Genomic DNA, 15,195 nt, shown 5'->3' with positions numbered 1-15,195 from the left:
CCAGTGTGCGGGTGGCCCGTGCGCCCAGCCAGGTACCGCCGGTGCCTGGATGAGGATCGCGGCCGGACGCAGGCTCGTCGGTATGACCCACACGAACAACACCACCATCACCCCCCTGCTCGCCGACAAGGTCGCCTTCGTCACCGGGGCCGGCCGCGGTATCGGCGCGGCGGCCGCACGGCTGTTCGCCCGGGAGGGCGCCCGTGTGCTTCTCGCGGCCCGTACCGAGACCGAGCTCAAGGCGGTGACCGAGGAGATCAGGGCCGCGGGCGGCACCGCGGACTACGTCTCCTGCGACCTGGCCGACCCGACGAGCGTCCGGGCCGCCGTGGACCGGGCGGTCGAGCTGTACGGCAGGCTCGACGTCGCCTTCAACAACGGGGCGACGATCCAGCCGCCCGGGCCGATGGACCAGCTGTCCGAAGCCGACTTCGATCACGTCGTCTCCGTCAACCTCAAAGGCCCCTGGCTCGCGATGAACGCCGAGATCGCCGCGATCCGGGCCACGGCCGGGACCGGCGCCATCGTCAACAACTCCAGCGTCGGCAGCCTGATGGCCAACCCGTGGCTGCCCGTGTACGGCGCCGCGAAGCGGGCGGTCAACAGCCTGACCGCGTCGGCCGCCGCCACGTACGGCCCGGAGGGCATCCGGGTCAACGCCGTCGCACCCGGTGGGACGCTGACCCGGATGATCGACGACTGGGAGGCCGCCACCCCCGGTATCGTCGAACGTCTCGTCGCCCAGACCCCGCTGGGCCGAGGTGCCGACCCGAGCGAGATCGCCGAGGCCGCGGCCTGGCTCCTGAGCGACCGTGCGTCGTACGTCACCGGAGTGGTGCTCCGGGTCGACGGCGGCGCGCGGGCCTGAGGCACCGGGCACGCGTGCACGCCCTCAGTGCCTGTTTGCGGCTGTCCCGGCTTCCCTGTTTCGGACGGCTGTCCAAGCGCCACTGACGTATTCCAGCCGGTTCTGTCCATGCGCACGTGAGCCGTGCCTGCTGGGGAGCAAAACCGAGGATGGATCACAAGACCCCAGCAACGCGCTAATCCTGGCCTCAGGTTGATCGGCGACAATGAGCGGCAAAACATCGACTGGAAGGGGGCGGGCCGGCGTGCGGATCATGATCGCGGATGATGAGGCGGCCATCCGTGAGTCGCTGGAGCGGGTACTCCAGGTCGAGGGTTACGACACCAGCACCGTCGCCAACGGTCTCGCCGTGCTCGACGGGGTCGGTGGGGCCGACGGTGACACGCTGGATCTGCTGATCCTCGACGTGATGATGCCCCGCCTCGGCGGGTTGGAGACCTGCCGGCGGTTGCGGGCTGCGGGTCGGGATCTGCCGGTGCTGATGCTGACCGCCCGTGACCAGGTCTCCGACCGGGTCACGGGGCTGGACGCGGGCGCCGACGACTACCTGCCCAAGCCGTTCGCCACCGAGGAGTTACTGGCCCGGGTGCGGGCCCTGCTGCGCCGGCGCACGCCGACCGACGAGGAGTCGCAGATCCTGTCGTTCGCCGACGTCCGGCTCGATCCCGACAGGTTCGAGGCGTGGCGGGGCGAGCGGCCGCTGCGCCTGACCCGGACCGAGTTCTCCCTCCTGCAGGTCCTCATGCGCAACGCGACCCGTGTCCTGACCCGCGACGCGCTGTTCGAGGCGATCTGGGGCTTCGACATGAGCGCCACCGCCAACAACCTCCAGGTATATGTGAGTTACCTGCGCCGCAAGATGGAGGCCGACGGTGAGCCGCGATTGATCTACACGCTGCGCGGCCTGGGGTACACGTTGCGGGAGTCTCCTCCGTGAGCAGGCCCGCCGGCCGGGAACCGCGCCGGCTGACCCGATGGTGGCGCCGGCGGTCCCTGCGGACCAGGCTGACGGTGATCGCGGCGACGGCCATCGCGGTCAGCGTGTTCGTGGCGTTCCAGGTGGCCAGCGAGTTGTTGGACTGGGAGCTGCGGGACACCGCCGAGAATCAGCTACGCGCCGACTCCCGCGTCCTGGCGACGGACGCGCAGCGCGCCGGTCTGGCGCGGGTCCAGCTACCGCCGTATCCCGGATCCGGTCGGCTGGTGCGGGTCATCCTGCCCGACGGTTCGACCCGGACGCCGGCCGGCCAACCTGCGCTGCCCCCCGTCAGCGAGCACGCCGGGCGCGTGGCGCAGGGCGCGTCGGCCGACCTGATGGAGTCGAACGACAGCGACGACGAGGGCTACCTCATCTACACGCTGCGGGCGGGCGACGGCGCGGTCCAGGTGGCCCGCGTCGCCGACGACAGCCCGATCAACCGGTTCGGGTTCGGCATGCTGCTGATCGGGCTGTTCTGCGTGGCCGGCGGCGCCCTGGTCGGGCGGACCGTGGCGCGGACCGGGCTGGCACCGATCGACCGGCTGACCGCCGCCGCGGTACGTGTCGCGGACACCCGGGATCTCGACGCCGACATCCCGGATGAGGGCGGTGGGGAGATCCGGCGGCTGATCCGGTCGATCAACGACATGCTTGCCGCGCTGCGGGACTCCCGGCGGGCTCAGCGGCTGCTCGCCGAGGACGCCGCCCACGAGCTCAAGACCCCGCTCACCAGCCTGCGCCTCAACGTCGAGCTGCTGATCCGGCTCGATCGGCGCGGCACCCTGGACACCGCACTGCCGGCGGAGAGCCGGACCCGGCTGCTCAACGATCTCGGCGCCCAGGTGGCCGAGTTGGGCACCCTTGTTGCCGAGCTGACCGACCTGGCGCGCGGTGACGTCAGCGACGAGAACACCGAACTGCTCGACCTCGCCGACGTGGTGGTGGCCGCCGCGATCCGGGCGCGTTCCCGCGTGCCCGACGTCGAGGTCGCGCTCGATGTGAGCTCCGTGTGGGTGAGCGGGCGTCCCGCTGCGCTCCAGCGGGCGGTGCTCAACCTCATCGACAACGCCGGCAAGTGGTCCCCCGCGGACCAGCCGGTCCAGGTCCGGCTCCGTGCCGAGGGCGCGTCGGCGGTGCTCGAGGTCGACGACGCCGGGCCGGGCATCGACGCCGCCGACGTACCGCGGGTGTTCGACCGGTTCTACCGTGCCGACAGCGCCCGGGCGTTGCCGGGATCCGGTCTGGGGCTGTCGATCGTGCAGCGGGTCGTCGACGCCCACGGCGGCCGGGCCACCGTCGCCCGCTCGGCACGTGGTGGCGCGCTGCTTCGGGTCGGCCTTCCGGCCGCGGCCCCGCCCGACCCGATCGCGCGGCTCACCGCCGGGGAGGACACCACGGTGCGCTGACCCGCCCCGGCGCTTGGCGCAGGACAGTGGACGGCGGCCCTCGAGCATGGCCCCGCGCGGCTCACCGCCGGGGCAGGACAACGCGGTGCGCCGACCCCAGCCCCGGCCGCACGGCGCAGGACAAGCGGCCCACCACCGGGCAGGACACCGTGATGCGCCGCCCCGAGCCCCCGGCGTGTGGCACAGGACCAAAGGGCGGCGGCCGTCGGGCCCATGAAAGATCCGGGACGGGCCTGGAGCCCCGTCCCGGATCTCGTCCGTGCCGCCGCGCTCACCGTTGCAGCGCGGGCTCCTCGTCGTCGGCGAGCGGCTGTTGACCGTCCGGCGGTTCCGCCGCCGGCCGGGACAGCCGGCTCGGCCACCAGATCCGCCGGCCGATCAGCAGGGTGAGGGCGGGCACCAGGACCGACCGCACCAGCAGGGCGTCGAGCAGCACGCCGAAGGCGACCAGGAACCCGACCTCGATCAGCATCACCAGCGGAAGTGTGGCGAGGACCGCGAATGTGGCCGCCAGGACCAGGCCTGCAGAGGTGATGACGCCACCGGTGGCGGAGAGGGCTTTGAGCATGCCCTCTGTGGTGCCGAGGCGCACGGTCTCCTCCCGGGCCCGGCTGGCCAGGAAGATGTTGTAGTCGACGCCGAGCGCCACCAGGAACAGGAATGCCAGCAGCGGCACCGAATAGTCGATGCCCTCGAACCCGAGGATCGTGTCGAAGACGAACACGCTGCCGCCGAAGGCCGCGGCGAACGAGACGATCACGGTGGCCATCAGGACCAGCGGGGCCAGGATCGCGCGCAGCAGCAGCCCGAGGACGATCAGGACGACGGCAAGCACCAGCGGGATCACCCGCTTCTCGTCGCGGCTGGTGGTCACCTCGGTGTCGAGGTTCTCCGCGCTCGGCCCGCCGACGATCGCCTCCGCCCCGCTCACCGGGTGCACGGCGGTGCGCACCCGCTTGATCGTGTCGTACTCGGCGGCGGTGTCCGGCGCGTCCTTCGGGAACACGGAGATGTCGGCCCAGCCACCGCTGGTCTGACCCGGGATGGCCAGGGCCACACCGCGAGTGTCCTTGACGATGTCGAGCACCCGCTCCTGGTACGCCGGCCGCGTGAAGATCGTCATCGGCTGACCGCCGAGCTCCGGGAAGTGCTGGCGGAGAACGGTGAAGCCGGTCACCGACTCCGGCGCGGACAGGAACTGGTCCTGTTCCCGCAGGTTGCCGGTGTTGCCCGCCAGCCCGAGGGCGAGCACGCCGAGGATTCCGAGCGAGCCGAGCGTCGCCACCCACCGCCGGCGGCTGAGGGCGGTGCCGAGCCGTCCCCACAGCCCCGGCTTCTCCTCCATGGCCGTGCTGAACCGCGGGACGGCCGGCCAGAAGATCCGCCTGCCGAGCACCACGAGCACCGCCGGGAACAGCGTCAGCATGGCCACCAGCGCGCACAGGATGCCGGCCGCGCCGATCGGGCCCAACCCGCTGGTGCTGTTCAGGTCGGCGACGAGCAGGCAGAGCAGGCCGGCGATCACGGTCGCCGCGGACGCGACGATGGCCGGCGCCGCGGAGCGCAGCGCGTGGACCATCGCGACCCGGACGTTCTCGTGGTGGTGCAGTGCCTCCCGATATCGAGCGATGAGCAACAGCGCGTAGTCCGTGCCGACGCCGAACACCAGGATCGTCAGCAGCGCCGAGTTCTGGTCGTTGACCACGATGCCGAAGCCCTTGACGAGCAGGTAGACGGTCGCCATCGCGGTCAGTGCGGCCGCGCCCACGGCCACGAGCGGGATGAGCCACAACACCGGGCTGCGGTAGGTGAGGATGAGCAGGAGCGTGACGACGACGACGGTGGTGAGCAAGACCTGCACGTCGATGCCGTCGAAGACGGCGTCCATGTCGCCGTCGATCGCGGCCGGGCCGGTCACGTCGAGTTCCAGGCCGGCGGGGCGGTCCTTCGCGGCGTCACGCAACGGGCCGACGATGTCCTCCGGTGCGCCGTAGGTCGTGCTCACCTCGAGGGTGAACATCATCGCCTTGCCGTCGGTGGAGGGGCTCGTCGGTGGGCCGTCGTCGTCGCCGGCCGGGGCCGCCGCCTTCGGCGGGTACCGCTTGGCAAGGGTGTTGTAGTGGCGTTCGACCGTCGCGCGATCGGCGTCGGTCATGCCGCCGGCACGGTGGTACACGAAGACGAACGTGTTGTCGTCACCGTCGGGGAGACCGTCCTCCAGTACCGCGACCTTGGTGGACTCGGCGCTGGCGGGCAGGGTGTCCACGGCGCTGTCGGTGGTGACCGAGCTCAACTTTCCGCTCAGCGGCACCATGCCCGCCGCCAGCACCAGCCATAAGCCAATCACCAACCACGGCACCCACCGGCCTGCCAACCGACCGGCCGGCACTTCTCCGGACGGCGCTGCGTCGACTGCCATCACTAGCCTCCTGCATAAGGGTTGCATCGCTGATCTGATGCCTACTTCCTAATGAGCGAAGCTGAGACCACCGTTAGAGCCTGTGAAGCAACCGGCCTCCGTGGGAGATGGTGAGGTTGATCATCGAGGTGCCGACGGGCGCCCGGCGCCGCCCTGATCACGGACGGGCGACCGTAATTGGCCGGCTCATGACCGGAGTTGGGATTCGAATGCGCTCGCGATGCGGTCACTGTGACCGTTCGCCGAACTAGGCCGCGTTCGAACGGCGGGGCACTCGGCCCGGCCGACACCACTCAACTCCGCCACCACCCGCTTGCGCAACCGGCGGTCACGACGCCACTGCCTGGAACGACATGCCCCCGACACCCCGGCCTGAGACACCAGGCACGCGCGCGTGGCCGTCAGTCTCCGAGTTCCTCCAGCACGGCCATCGCCGCGTTGTGCCCCGGCACCCCGCTCACCCCGCCGCCGCGCACGGCGCCCGCCCCGCACAGCAGGACGTTCGGGTGCCGGGTCTCCACGCCCCAGCGCCCGGCGCCCTCCTGGGCGTACGGCCAGGACAGCTCGCGGTGGAAGATGTTCCCGCCGGGCAGCCGCAGGTCCCGCTCCAGGTCGAGCGGGGTCTTGGCCTCGATGCAGGGCCGCCCCTCCGCGTCGGTGGCCAGGCAGTCGGCCAGCGGCTCGGCGAGATGGTCGTCGAGCTGGGCGAGGGTCGACTTCAGGAGTTCGTCGCGTACGGCGTCGTTGTCCCGTTCGAAGAGCCGGGCCGGGGTGTGCAGACCGAACAGGGTGAGCGTCTGGTAGCCCTGTTCGACGAGGTCCGGGCCGAGGATCGTCGGGTCGGTGAGCGAGTGGCAGTAGATCTCGGAGGGTGGGGCGGTGGGGAGCTGCCCCGCGTCGGCCTGGGCGTGGGCGGTGGCCAGCTGTTGGTAGCCCTCGGCGATGTGGAAGGTGCCGGAGAACGCCTCCCGCGGGTCGACCTCGCTGTCGCGCAGCCGCGGGAGCCGCTTGAGCAGCATGTTGACCTTCAGCTGTGCGCCCTCGGCGGGGGCGGGCGGCCGATCGCCGGTGAGAGCGGCGAGTTCCTGCGGGGAGGCGTTGACGAGGACGTGCCGGGCGGCGACCGTTCCCTCGCCGTCGGCGGTGCGGTACGCGACCTCCGCCGATCGGCCGTCCGCGGAGATCCCCACGGCTTCGTGGCCGGTGGCGAGGACCGCGCCCGCGTCCCGTGCCGCCCTGGCCAGGGCGTCGGTGAGGGCGCCCATCCCGCCGACGGGGACGTCCCAGGCGCCGGTGCCGCCGCCGATCACGTGGTAGAGGAAGCAGCGGTTCTGGGCGAGCGAGGGGTCGTGGGCGTCGGCGAACGTTCCGATGAGAGCGTCGGTCAGGACGACACCCCGGACCAGGTCGTCGGAGAAACGATCCTCCACGGCCACCCCGATCGGCTCCTCGAACAGGACCCGCCACGCCTCCTCGTCGTCCACCCGCAGGCGCAGCTCGTCCCGCGTGGGCAGGGGCTCGGTGAGCGTGGGGAACACCTTCCCGGCCACCCGGCCCGTCAGGTCGCAGAACCGCTGCCAGGCCGCGTACTCGCGCTCGCCGCCGGTGAGCCGGGCGAAGGCCTCCCTGGTGCGCCGCTCACCGCCTCCGACGAGCAGGCCCGTGGCGCGTCCGTCGCGTTCCACGGGTGTGTACGACGACACGTTCCGGGTGCGGACCCGGAAGTCGAGGCCGAGATCCCGGACGATCTTCTTGGGCAGCAGGCTGACCAGGTACGAGTACCGCGACAGCCGTGCGTCCACCCCGGCGAAGGGCCGGGTGGAGACGGCGGCACCACCGGTGTTCCCGAGCCGCTCGAGGACCAGCACGGAACGGCCCGCCCGGGCCAGGTAGGCGGCGGCGACCAGTCCGTTGTGGCCCCCGCCGACGATGACGGCGTCGTAGCTGCGGTGATGTCCCTCGTGTGCAGGCATGGTTCTTCGTAACACGGGGTGATCCAGGTCGGCCAGAGGGGGCGGCACCCGGCTCATTGCCCGTCCGACGCCCGCTGCTGCCGTAGCACCGCGACCCGCCGGTACAGCTCCACCGCTTCCGGACCCCGGCCGAGCTGTTCCAAGCAGTGGGCCTCGTCGTTGCGGCTGGCGAGGGTGTCGGGGTGGTCGGCGCCGAGGACGCGCTCGCGGGCGGTGGCGACTCTGCGGTACTCGGTGAGGGCGTCCGCCCAGCGGCCCAGCCAGCCGAGGCCGACGGCGACCTCGCGGCGGCTGACCAGGGTGTCCGGGTGGTCCGGGCCGAGGACTCTTTCGCGGATCGCGCACACGTCGCGGGACTCGGCGAGGGCCTCCTCCCAGCGGCCGAGGCGTCCGAGGTTGACGCCGAGGCCGTGGCGGGCGCGGAGGGTCTCGGGGTGGGCCGGGCCGTGGATGCGGGTGCGGTCCTCGATCAGGTCGCGGTAGAGCTGGAGTGCGTCCGCGCTGCGGCCGAGGCGGCCGAGGCTGATGCCGACTTCGTAGCGGGCGGCGAGGGTGTCGGGGTGGTCGGGGCCGAGGGCCTGGGCACGGGCCTCGGCGACCTCGTGGTAGGTCCGCAGGGCCTCTCCCCAGCGACCCAACTGGCCCAGCGCGTAGGCGACTTCGTAGCGGGTGACCAGGGTGTCGGGGTGGTGCGGGCCGAGCACCCGGGCCCGGGCGGCCGCCACCTCGCAGGCCATGCGGTACGAGTCCTCCAGGCGGCCGAGCCTGCTGAGGTTGAAGGCGAGGTTGTGGCGGCAGCGGAGGGTGTCCGGGTGGTCGGGACCCATGCCGCGCTCGCGGGCGGCGAGCACCGAGTTGTAGACCTGGTGGGCATCGAAATGGCGGCCCAACTGGCCCAGCACGTACGCCATTTCCTGGCGGGCAGCGAGGGTGTCGGGGTGGTCGGCACCCAGGGCACGGGTCCGTTTCGCGGCCACGTGCTTGTACTCGCGCAGGGCGTCGGCGGCGCGGCCGGTGCGGCTGAGGGTGAAGGCGACCTCGTAGCGGCTGGCCAGCGTGTCGGGGTGGTCGGGGCCCAGCAGGTGTTCGCGTTCGGCGGCGACCGCGCGGTGCACCTCCCCGGCCTCGGACCAGCGGCCCAGGCGCCCGAGGCTGAGCCCGGCGTTGTGCCGTCCGGCGAGCGCGGTGACCGCCTGCGCGGAGGGCGGGGGCGGGTTGTCCGGCACGGGCTCCTCGGTAAGGCCGGTGGCGGGGCGGGCGATCCAGTCGCCGGTGAGGCCGGCCCCGGCGTCCGGGGGCGTGGTGGTGAGACCGGCGCCGGTCGCCTTGTGGCCGGTGGTCATGCCGCGGGTCCAGGACGGCAGCCGCAGCTCGCGGGGGCGGGCCGGCTCGGGGCGACCGAAGTCGGGCTGCGGGGTCACCACGGTGGGCACGTACGCCGGTGTCGTACGCCCCAGAGTGATCCGGCGACCCAACTCGCGTGCGTCGTGCGGGCGTTGCTCGGGCTGCTTGGCCAGCAGGTCCAGGATGACCTTGTCGAGGTACTCCGGGAGTTCGGCGCGGTGGCTGCGGGGCGGGCGGGGTGGGGTGTCGCGGTGGCCGACGAGGATCGCCCAGGCGTCCTCCAGGTCGAAGGGCGGTGCCCCGGTGGCGATCTCGTAGAGCACGCACCCCAGGGAGTACAGGTCGCTGCGCTGGTCGACCTCGGAACCCCCTATCTGCTCGGGGGACATGTAGTGCGGGGTGCCCATGGCGATGCCGGTGCCGGTCAGCCGGGAGGTGAAGTCCACGTCGTGGCCGAGGCGGGCGATGCCGAAGTCGCAGATCTTCACGGTGCCGTCGGTGAGCCGGACGATGTTCGCGGGCTTGAGGTCCCGGTGCACGATGCCCTGCCGGTGGGTGTAGGCGAGGGCGGCGGCGACCTGGTCGGCGATCTCGATGACGTCGGCGACGGGCAGCGGGTGCTGCTTGTTGTCCTCCAGGAGCTGGCTGAGGTTGCGGCCGTCGAGGAGTTCCATGACGAGGTACAGCACCCCGTCGGACTCGCCGAAGTCATGGACGACGGTCACCCCGCGGTGGCTGAGGGCCGCGGCCACCCGCGCCTCGCGGCGGAACCGCTCCCTGAGGACCCGGGTGAACGACTGGTCGTGCTGCCCGCCCAGCGGCTTGAGGCACTTCACGGCGACATGGCGGCCCAGCGACTCGTCGCGCGCCCGCCACACCTCGCCCATGCCCCCGCGCCCGATCAGATCGAGCAGTCGGTACCGCCCCTGGATGAGCCTGCTGTCCCCCATCTGCTGCGACCGCCCCCGTCGAAGTTCGCCCCGCCCTCCCCTGGCTCGACCAGTATGGCGAGCTATCGTCCGAGTTTGTACGGGGCGGGCCGGGAGCCCGGGCCGAGCCGGGCCATGGCCCGCAGGATGTGTTTGGGAGGGAGTTGCCAGCGCAGACGTGCGGGGATGCAGCGCAGCAGGGTGCCGGTGACACGCAACTGGCGGGTGACGGTGGTGGGTTCGGGGGCTTTCCTGCCGTACAACTCGTGGGCGTACGGCGGCAGGGCGGCGTACGCCAGGTGCGCCACGCGCCGCCACAGCACCTCGCGCGCCGGGACGAGGAGGGGGTGCGTCGGGGGACGGAGGAGGAAGTCGTCCACCTCGCGGGCCTCGGGCGTAGCGGCGAGTTCGGGCAGCACCTTCTCGAAGTAGGCGGCCATCTCGGCCTGGTTCGCCGGTACGGTGTCGGGGTCCAGGCCCACCAGACGGGCACTGACCCGGTGTTCGGCGATGTAGCGGTCGGCCTGCTCCTCGGTGAGGCGGAACCCGGAGCGGCGGGCGACCTGGAGGTAGGAGTCGATCTCGGCGCAGTGCACCCACAGCAGGAGTTCGGGTTCGTCGACGCCGTAGCGCTCACCGGTGTCGGGGTCGGTCGCTCCCAGCATGGTGTGGATCTTCCGGACCCGGGCGCCGGCCTTCTCTGCGGCCTCGGTGGTGCCGTACGTCGTCGTACCGACGAAGTGAGCGGTGCGCATCAGCCGACCCCAGGCGTCGCGCCGGAAGTCGGAGTTCTGCGTGACCCCGCGCACGGCACGCGGGTGCAGGGCCTGGAGATACAGCGCACGGATGCCGGCGACCCACATCATCGGGTCGCCGTGCACCTGCCACGTCACCGACTTCGGTGTGAACAGCCCGGGATCACCCATGACCGCAGTATGACCAGGATCGATAGTTGACACTAGGGAACGTTCGTGACCTGCGCTGAATCGCAGGTCACGGGGTGATTCGCTGGGAGCAAGGGGAGTATCCGGTGCACGGGCTGTTGAAGCCCGTATCTGTACAGCGCCCCCACCATCCAAACCGCGCCCTTCGGCGTCGGACCCTGTCTGACCCCCACGAGTGAGTCCGCGTGACGGAGTGCCGCCCGGACGGTCCTGCGCGTCGACCACGACAAGCGGGGATTCGGTGTTCGCTTCCACAAGTGCTCAACGGATTCCGCGGCGGACGCGGGCGTGACGACAGAGCATCGGTGAACTCCTGGTGCCGGGAGGCCTTTCCCGTCTTCGTCGTGTCCAGCACCACCAGGTTCACACCACGGACGGGTGTGGTCGCCGACCAACACGACGGGACGAGGCCTCGCGGGATTCGGCCTCCAGCCCTGTCACGGGTTCGCCCGTAAGGACTTCCTTCGTGACGTTCACACAGGGCGCCGTACGGCGAGCCCGGCGCTCGGCCTCGGTCAGCGCGCCGTTGACCGCACCGCGCAGCCCGGCCCCGCCCCGGTCCCACGGTGGAACGCCCGGCGGACATGAGCCGGTTGCCACACAAGAGCGTATGCCAGGCGGAGACCCACCCCGTGCCGGTCTGCCTCCCGCGCCGCGCTTTCCACCGGCCGCAACGTGACGCCCCGACAGGGCCGGACGGTCCCCCAAGCCCGACGTCCGGCCCTGTCCTCGGCCGGCCGCTGCAGCGGACGTGTCACCTGTGCGCGGTCGGACGGCGCCGTGGCTGAGGGCGCGGTAGAACAGCACGCCAACAGCGATCAAGACGCTCTAACGGTGGACCGTTCCCTGGCCGCTTATGTCGTGGGATACCGGTACACCTCGACCGCCGGCCTTCCTGATGAGCGGTCGTGGACCGTCGGCGCGGCCCACGATCGTCAGTCGTGCGGCACCAGCGCGACCGGCCGAGTCACATGGTGGATCAGGTCATGGCCACCGTGCCGGTGTACGAGCCGACGGCGCCACGGCGCCTGCGGCGCCCCACGACCAGCAGACCGGCCCCGTTCGCCGCCCGTACCAGGACGTGTGCGGGACGACCCTCGTGCAGGTTCTCGCGGACAGCCACGCCGGGGCAGGACGGCGAGGTCAGTCCGGAAGAACCAGTCGGCAGGTCTCGCCCGGCTCCACACTGACCGCGCGGTCGGGCAGTCGGATGTCGATCGGTGAGCGGTCGGACGAGGGGACCTCGATCTTCAGGCAGCTGTGTTCCAGGCGCAGCCGGACACCCCAGTGCCCCTGGTAGCGGAGGCAGAATCCGTACGACGACAGTTCGGGCAGCGGCACCGGGTCGAGCCACAGGGCGCCAGAGCGGGTCTCCAGGCCGGTCAGGCCGCGCTGGACGAGGTCGAGGGTTCCGGCCATGGCGCCCAGGTGGATGCCCTCTCCGGTGGTGCCTCCCTGCAGGTCGGCGATGTCCCCGCGCAGGGCCTCCTGGCAGTACGTCCAGGACTCCGCACGTCGCGCCCGGGCCAGCACCCAGCCGTGGACCAGGCCGCTGAGGGTGGAGCCGTGGCTGGTGCGGCGCAGGTAGTAGTCGACCGTGCGATGCCATGTCTCCTCGTCCAACCGGAGGCCCAACCGTCCGAAGAGGGAGCGGAGTTCGGCCGGTGAGAGGAGGTAGCCGAGCATCAGGACGTCGGCCTGTTTCGACGCCTGGTAGCGGTTGACCATGTCGCCCTCCGCCTCCAGGATCCGGTCCAGGCGGCGGATGTCGTCGTACCGCTTGCGGTAGCCGTCCCAGTCGAGTTCGGCGAGGTCGCCGTAGCCCTCGAACTGGCTGATGACACCTTCGTGGAAGGGCACGTGCAGAGTGCGTGAGACGTCCTCCCACTGTTCGAGTTCACCGTCGTCCAGGCCGGTGCGCTCGGCGAGTTCGCGCCGCCGGGGTTCGGGCAGCGTGCGCAACAGCTCCAGGGTGCGGGTGAGGACCCAGGCGGCGGTGACGTTGGTGTACGCGTTGTCGTCGAGGCCCGGTTCCGGTGCGTCCGGATAGGCCTCGTGGTATTCGTCCGGGCCGACTACGCCCTTGATGCGGTGGCGCTCCAGTTGGTCGTCCCAGGTGGCGGAGTCGGCCCAGAAGCGGGCGATCTGCAGGAGCATTTCGGCACCCTTGGTGTGCAGGAACTCCGTGTCACCGCTGGCCTCGCAGTACCGCCAGACGTTGTACGCGATCGCCGATCCGACGTGGTGCTGGAGCCGGGAGTGATCCGGAAGCCAGCGGCCTGAACGGGGATTGAGATGGAGCTCCTGTGTCTCCTCACGGCCGTCGCTGCCGCTCTGCCACGGGTACAGGGCGCCGCGCCGGCCGATGGCGCGGGCCTGGTCGAGGCGGCGGTGGCGGTAGCGGAGCAGAGCACGGGACACCTCGGGGAAGTGCAGGTTGAGGTAGGGCAGGACGAACAGCTCGTCCCAGAAGACATGGCCGCGGTACGCCTCGCCGTGCAGTCCTCGCGCCGGGACTCCCACGTCCAGGTCCGCTGTATGCGGGGAGAGGGTCTGCAGAACGTGGAAGAGGTGCAGTCGAAGGATGCGGCCGGCCTCCCCGGGCACTTCGAGGTCGGCTCGCCGCCACAGCTGGTCCCATGCGGTCAGGTGTGTCTCCAGCAGATCGTCGAATCCAGGCGCCGCGACCACGCGGTCGATGGCGGCGCGCAATGGGTCGCTGATCGCGGGGTCGTGCGAGGTATGCACAGCGACCGTCTTGTCGACTGTGGCGGTCCGGCCCGGCGTCAACTGCAGGCGCGTTCGCTGGACGGCGCGCGAAGGTTCGTGCCCGTCCGACACCGGCTCGTCCGCGGTCAGTCGGGCAGCCAGTGCGATGCGGATGTCCGAGGTGCGGGTACGGCAGCGCAGCCACACGGTGTCGGGGGCGACGGTACCCGTGTGCACGTGGGTCAGATGACGGCCGTCCAGGTCCCGGTAGCGGGTCACCCCCGCGTTGGTGACGCTCCCGTCGAGCGCGGCCTCGACCTCCAGTTCACCCGCGAAGCCGTCGGGGGTGAACTCTGTGCGCAGGGCGGCCAGATGGGGATCGGCCATGTGTACCAGCCGCTGCTGCCGCACGGTCAAGACCCGCCCCGCACCGAGCCCGAACCGCGTCCTGCGCTCCAGCAGCCCACAGGACAGATCCAGGACGTGCCGGTGGTCGAGCACCTCCGCGGTGTCCGGCGTGATCCACTCCTGCCCAACGGATCCTCCTCGTCGCCACCGCCAACGGAGTCCGGGCGTCCCTCCTGCACCAAGGACTGGAATGGCCCGACCTGCGCGAAGAACTGGCTCCATCGGCGGATGCCCGTCCCTCTCACGCACAGATGGTGATCCGCCTCGGGTACGGGCCCGAGGGACCCACCTCACCCCGCAGCAACGAGCCCCTGCTGCGGGGAAGCGCCTGAAGAACCTGGTGGCTGCGGTGCTCCTCAACGACGGACCCCAGCCAGGTCGATCCGCTGGTCGAGATCGTGGGCGCACTCCTCCACCGCACTTTCTTCAGAAGCGGGCAGGCCGGCGGACCTCGCCGTAACAGCGACCAGACGCCGTCTGCAGTTTCAAGTCCCAGTTGCACAAGAGGGCAGTTGCACGATGGTGAGCCAGTCGCGTTCAGCGGCATACTGACGCGGCCCGGCGGCCCGGTGGGTGTTGAGATTGCCCCGGACGAGGACGATGAGGGCCGCCGAGGGTCTGATGACCAGGGCCTGTCCGGCGGATCATGCCGGCGGCGCGGGGCCTGGCACGCACTCCCCCAGAGGGGGACCCCAGCGACGTTGTCGTCACGGCGCAGCCACAGTGGTCGGTCGTGGAGGCGGCCCGTGCCATGGCCCACCACCACGTCAAGCGGCTGCCCGTCGTGGATGACGTCGGCCGGCTGGTGGGCATCGTCAGCCGAGGTGACCTGTTGCGCGTCTTCCTGCGGCGAGACATATCGGTCCAGGAGGAGATCACGACGGACGTCCTGACCCGGAGCATCGGTCTGCGCCCCGGCACGGTCGCCGTCCGGGTCGCCGACGGAAGGGTGACACTCAGCGCCACCGTGCCGCAGGAAAGTCTCATCCCCATCGCGGTACGCCTGGCCGAGAGCGTCGACGGTGTCGTCGACGTCACGCATCACCTCCGCGCCGGGAGCGAGACCACAGCTGATGCACCCGGGCGGTGAACCATCCGCCCTGCTCAACGGGCCGACGCCCGAAGCGGCCCTCGCCTTCGACAGCAGCCCCGAGGACACCGCCCACCGGTTTTCTTCGATCCAGGTCATCGAAGCGCGCAGACGGAGTCCAGCGAG

At 71.2% G+C, this 15,195-nt stretch carries 10 protein-coding genes and 1 pseudogene; 5 read left to right on the top strand and 6 right to left on the bottom strand.

From position 1 onward, the window contains the following. Positions 1–82: 82 nt before the first annotated feature. The 3 genes from AB0D34_RS02495 to AB0D34_RS02485 all read left to right on the top strand — a co-directional run bounded on the left by AB0D34_RS02495 (position 83) and on the right by AB0D34_RS02485 (position 3,253). On the top strand, positions 83–868 hold the full coding sequence (locus AB0D34_RS02495; protein ID WP_362655260.1) for a glucose 1-dehydrogenase: 786 nt from the start codon (positions 83–85) through the stop codon (positions 866–868). A 244-nt stretch (positions 869–1,112) separates the two neighbouring features. Then, the gene (locus tag AB0D34_RS02490; RefSeq protein WP_362655257.1) at positions 1,113–1,805 is read left to right on the top strand and encodes a response regulator transcription factor; all 693 of its coding nucleotides are present in this window, start codon (positions 1,113–1,115) and stop codon (positions 1,803–1,805) included. Next, positions 1,802–3,253 carry a HAMP domain-containing sensor histidine kinase gene (locus AB0D34_RS02485; RefSeq protein WP_362655254.1) on the top strand — a complete coding sequence of 484 codons (1,452 nt, stop codon included), beginning with the start codon at positions 1,802–1,804 and terminating at the stop codon, positions 3,251–3,253. The genes AB0D34_RS02490 and AB0D34_RS02485 overlap by 4 nt, the downstream gene beginning before the upstream one ends. A 271-nt stretch (positions 3,254–3,524) precedes the next feature. Here the strand turns inward: AB0D34_RS02485 and AB0D34_RS02480 are convergent, their stop codons facing one another. The 6 genes from AB0D34_RS02480 to AB0D34_RS02455 all read right to left on the bottom strand — a co-directional run bounded on the left by AB0D34_RS02480 (position 3,525) and on the right by AB0D34_RS02455 (position 14,072). After that, the gene (locus AB0D34_RS02480; RefSeq protein WP_362655251.1) at positions 3,525–5,672 is read right to left on the bottom strand and encodes an MMPL family transporter; all 2,148 of its coding nucleotides are present in this window, start codon (positions 5,670–5,672) and stop codon (positions 3,525–3,527) included. Positions 5,673–6,073: 401 nt separating this feature from the next. Beyond that, complete coding sequence (locus AB0D34_RS02475) at positions 6,074–7,645, bottom strand: NAD(P)/FAD-dependent oxidoreductase (RefSeq protein WP_362655249.1); 1,572 nt, start codon at positions 7,643–7,645, stop codon at positions 6,074–6,076. A gap of 53 nt (positions 7,646–7,698) precedes the next feature. Then, a complete protein-coding gene (locus tag AB0D34_RS02470) occupies positions 7,699–9,939 on the bottom strand; it encodes a serine/threonine-protein kinase (RefSeq protein WP_362655246.1) in 2,241 nt (746 codons plus the stop codon). A 62-nt stretch (positions 9,940–10,001) separates the two neighbouring features. Beyond that, positions 10,002–10,844 carry an oxygenase MpaB family protein gene (locus tag AB0D34_RS02465; RefSeq protein ID WP_362655243.1) on the bottom strand — a complete coding sequence of 281 codons (843 nt, stop codon included), beginning with the start codon at positions 10,842–10,844 and terminating at the stop codon, positions 10,002–10,004. A 997-nt stretch (positions 10,845–11,841) separates the two neighbouring features. Then, positions 11,842–11,985: a hypothetical protein gene (locus tag AB0D34_RS02460; RefSeq protein ID WP_362655240.1), complete on the bottom strand. Its 144-nt coding sequence runs from the start codon at positions 11,983–11,985 to the stop codon at positions 11,842–11,844. Between the two features lie 20 nt (positions 11,986–12,005). Further along, on the bottom strand, positions 12,006–14,072 hold the full coding sequence (locus AB0D34_RS02455) for a glycosyl hydrolase family 65 protein (RefSeq protein WP_362655238.1): 2,067 nt from the start codon (positions 14,070–14,072) through the stop codon (positions 12,006–12,008). Positions 14,073–14,104: 32 nt separating this feature from the next. Here AB0D34_RS02455 and AB0D34_RS02450 point away from each other — a divergent pair. Both AB0D34_RS02450 and AB0D34_RS02445 read left to right on the top strand, forming a co-directional pair. After that, a pseudogene (locus AB0D34_RS02450) lies at positions 14,105–14,311 on the top strand (hypothetical protein); the annotation flags it as partial. A 314-nt stretch (positions 14,312–14,625) separates the two neighbouring features. Further along, positions 14,626–15,069, top strand: a complete 444-nt coding sequence (locus AB0D34_RS02445; RefSeq protein WP_362655236.1) for a CBS domain-containing protein — start codon at positions 14,626–14,628, stop codon at positions 15,067–15,069. The last annotated feature ends 126 nt before the right edge of the window (positions 15,070–15,195 follow it).

Origin of the sequence: Streptomyces sp. NPDC048420, from assembly GCF_040651535.1 — a bacterium.
GTDB lineage: Bacteria > Actinomycetota > Actinomycetes > Streptomycetales > Streptomycetaceae > Streptomyces.
This window is presented reverse-complemented; position numbering and strand designations above follow the sequence as displayed.

Coding starts and splice junctions, on each gene's coding strand:
- AB0D34_RS02480 (WP_362655251.1), bottom strand. CDS start 5,672: ATGGCAGTCGACGCAGCGCCGTCCGGAGAAGTGCCGGCCGGTCGGTTG.
- AB0D34_RS02475 (WP_362655249.1), bottom strand. CDS start 7,645: ATGCCTGCACACGAGGGACATCACCGCAGCTACGACGCCGTCATCGTC.
- AB0D34_RS02445 (WP_362655236.1), top strand. CDS start 14,626: ATGCCGGCGGCGCGGGGCCTGGCACGCACTCCCCCAGAGGGGGACCCC.
- AB0D34_RS02495 (WP_362655260.1), top strand. CDS start 83: ATGACCCACACGAACAACACCACCATCACCCCCCTGCTCGCCGACAAG.
- AB0D34_RS02465 (WP_362655243.1), bottom strand. CDS start 10,844: ATGGGTGATCCCGGGCTGTTCACACCGAAGTCGGTGACGTGGCAGGTG.
- AB0D34_RS02470 (WP_362655246.1), bottom strand. CDS start 9,939: ATGGGGGACAGCAGGCTCATCCAGGGGCGGTACCGACTGCTCGATCTG.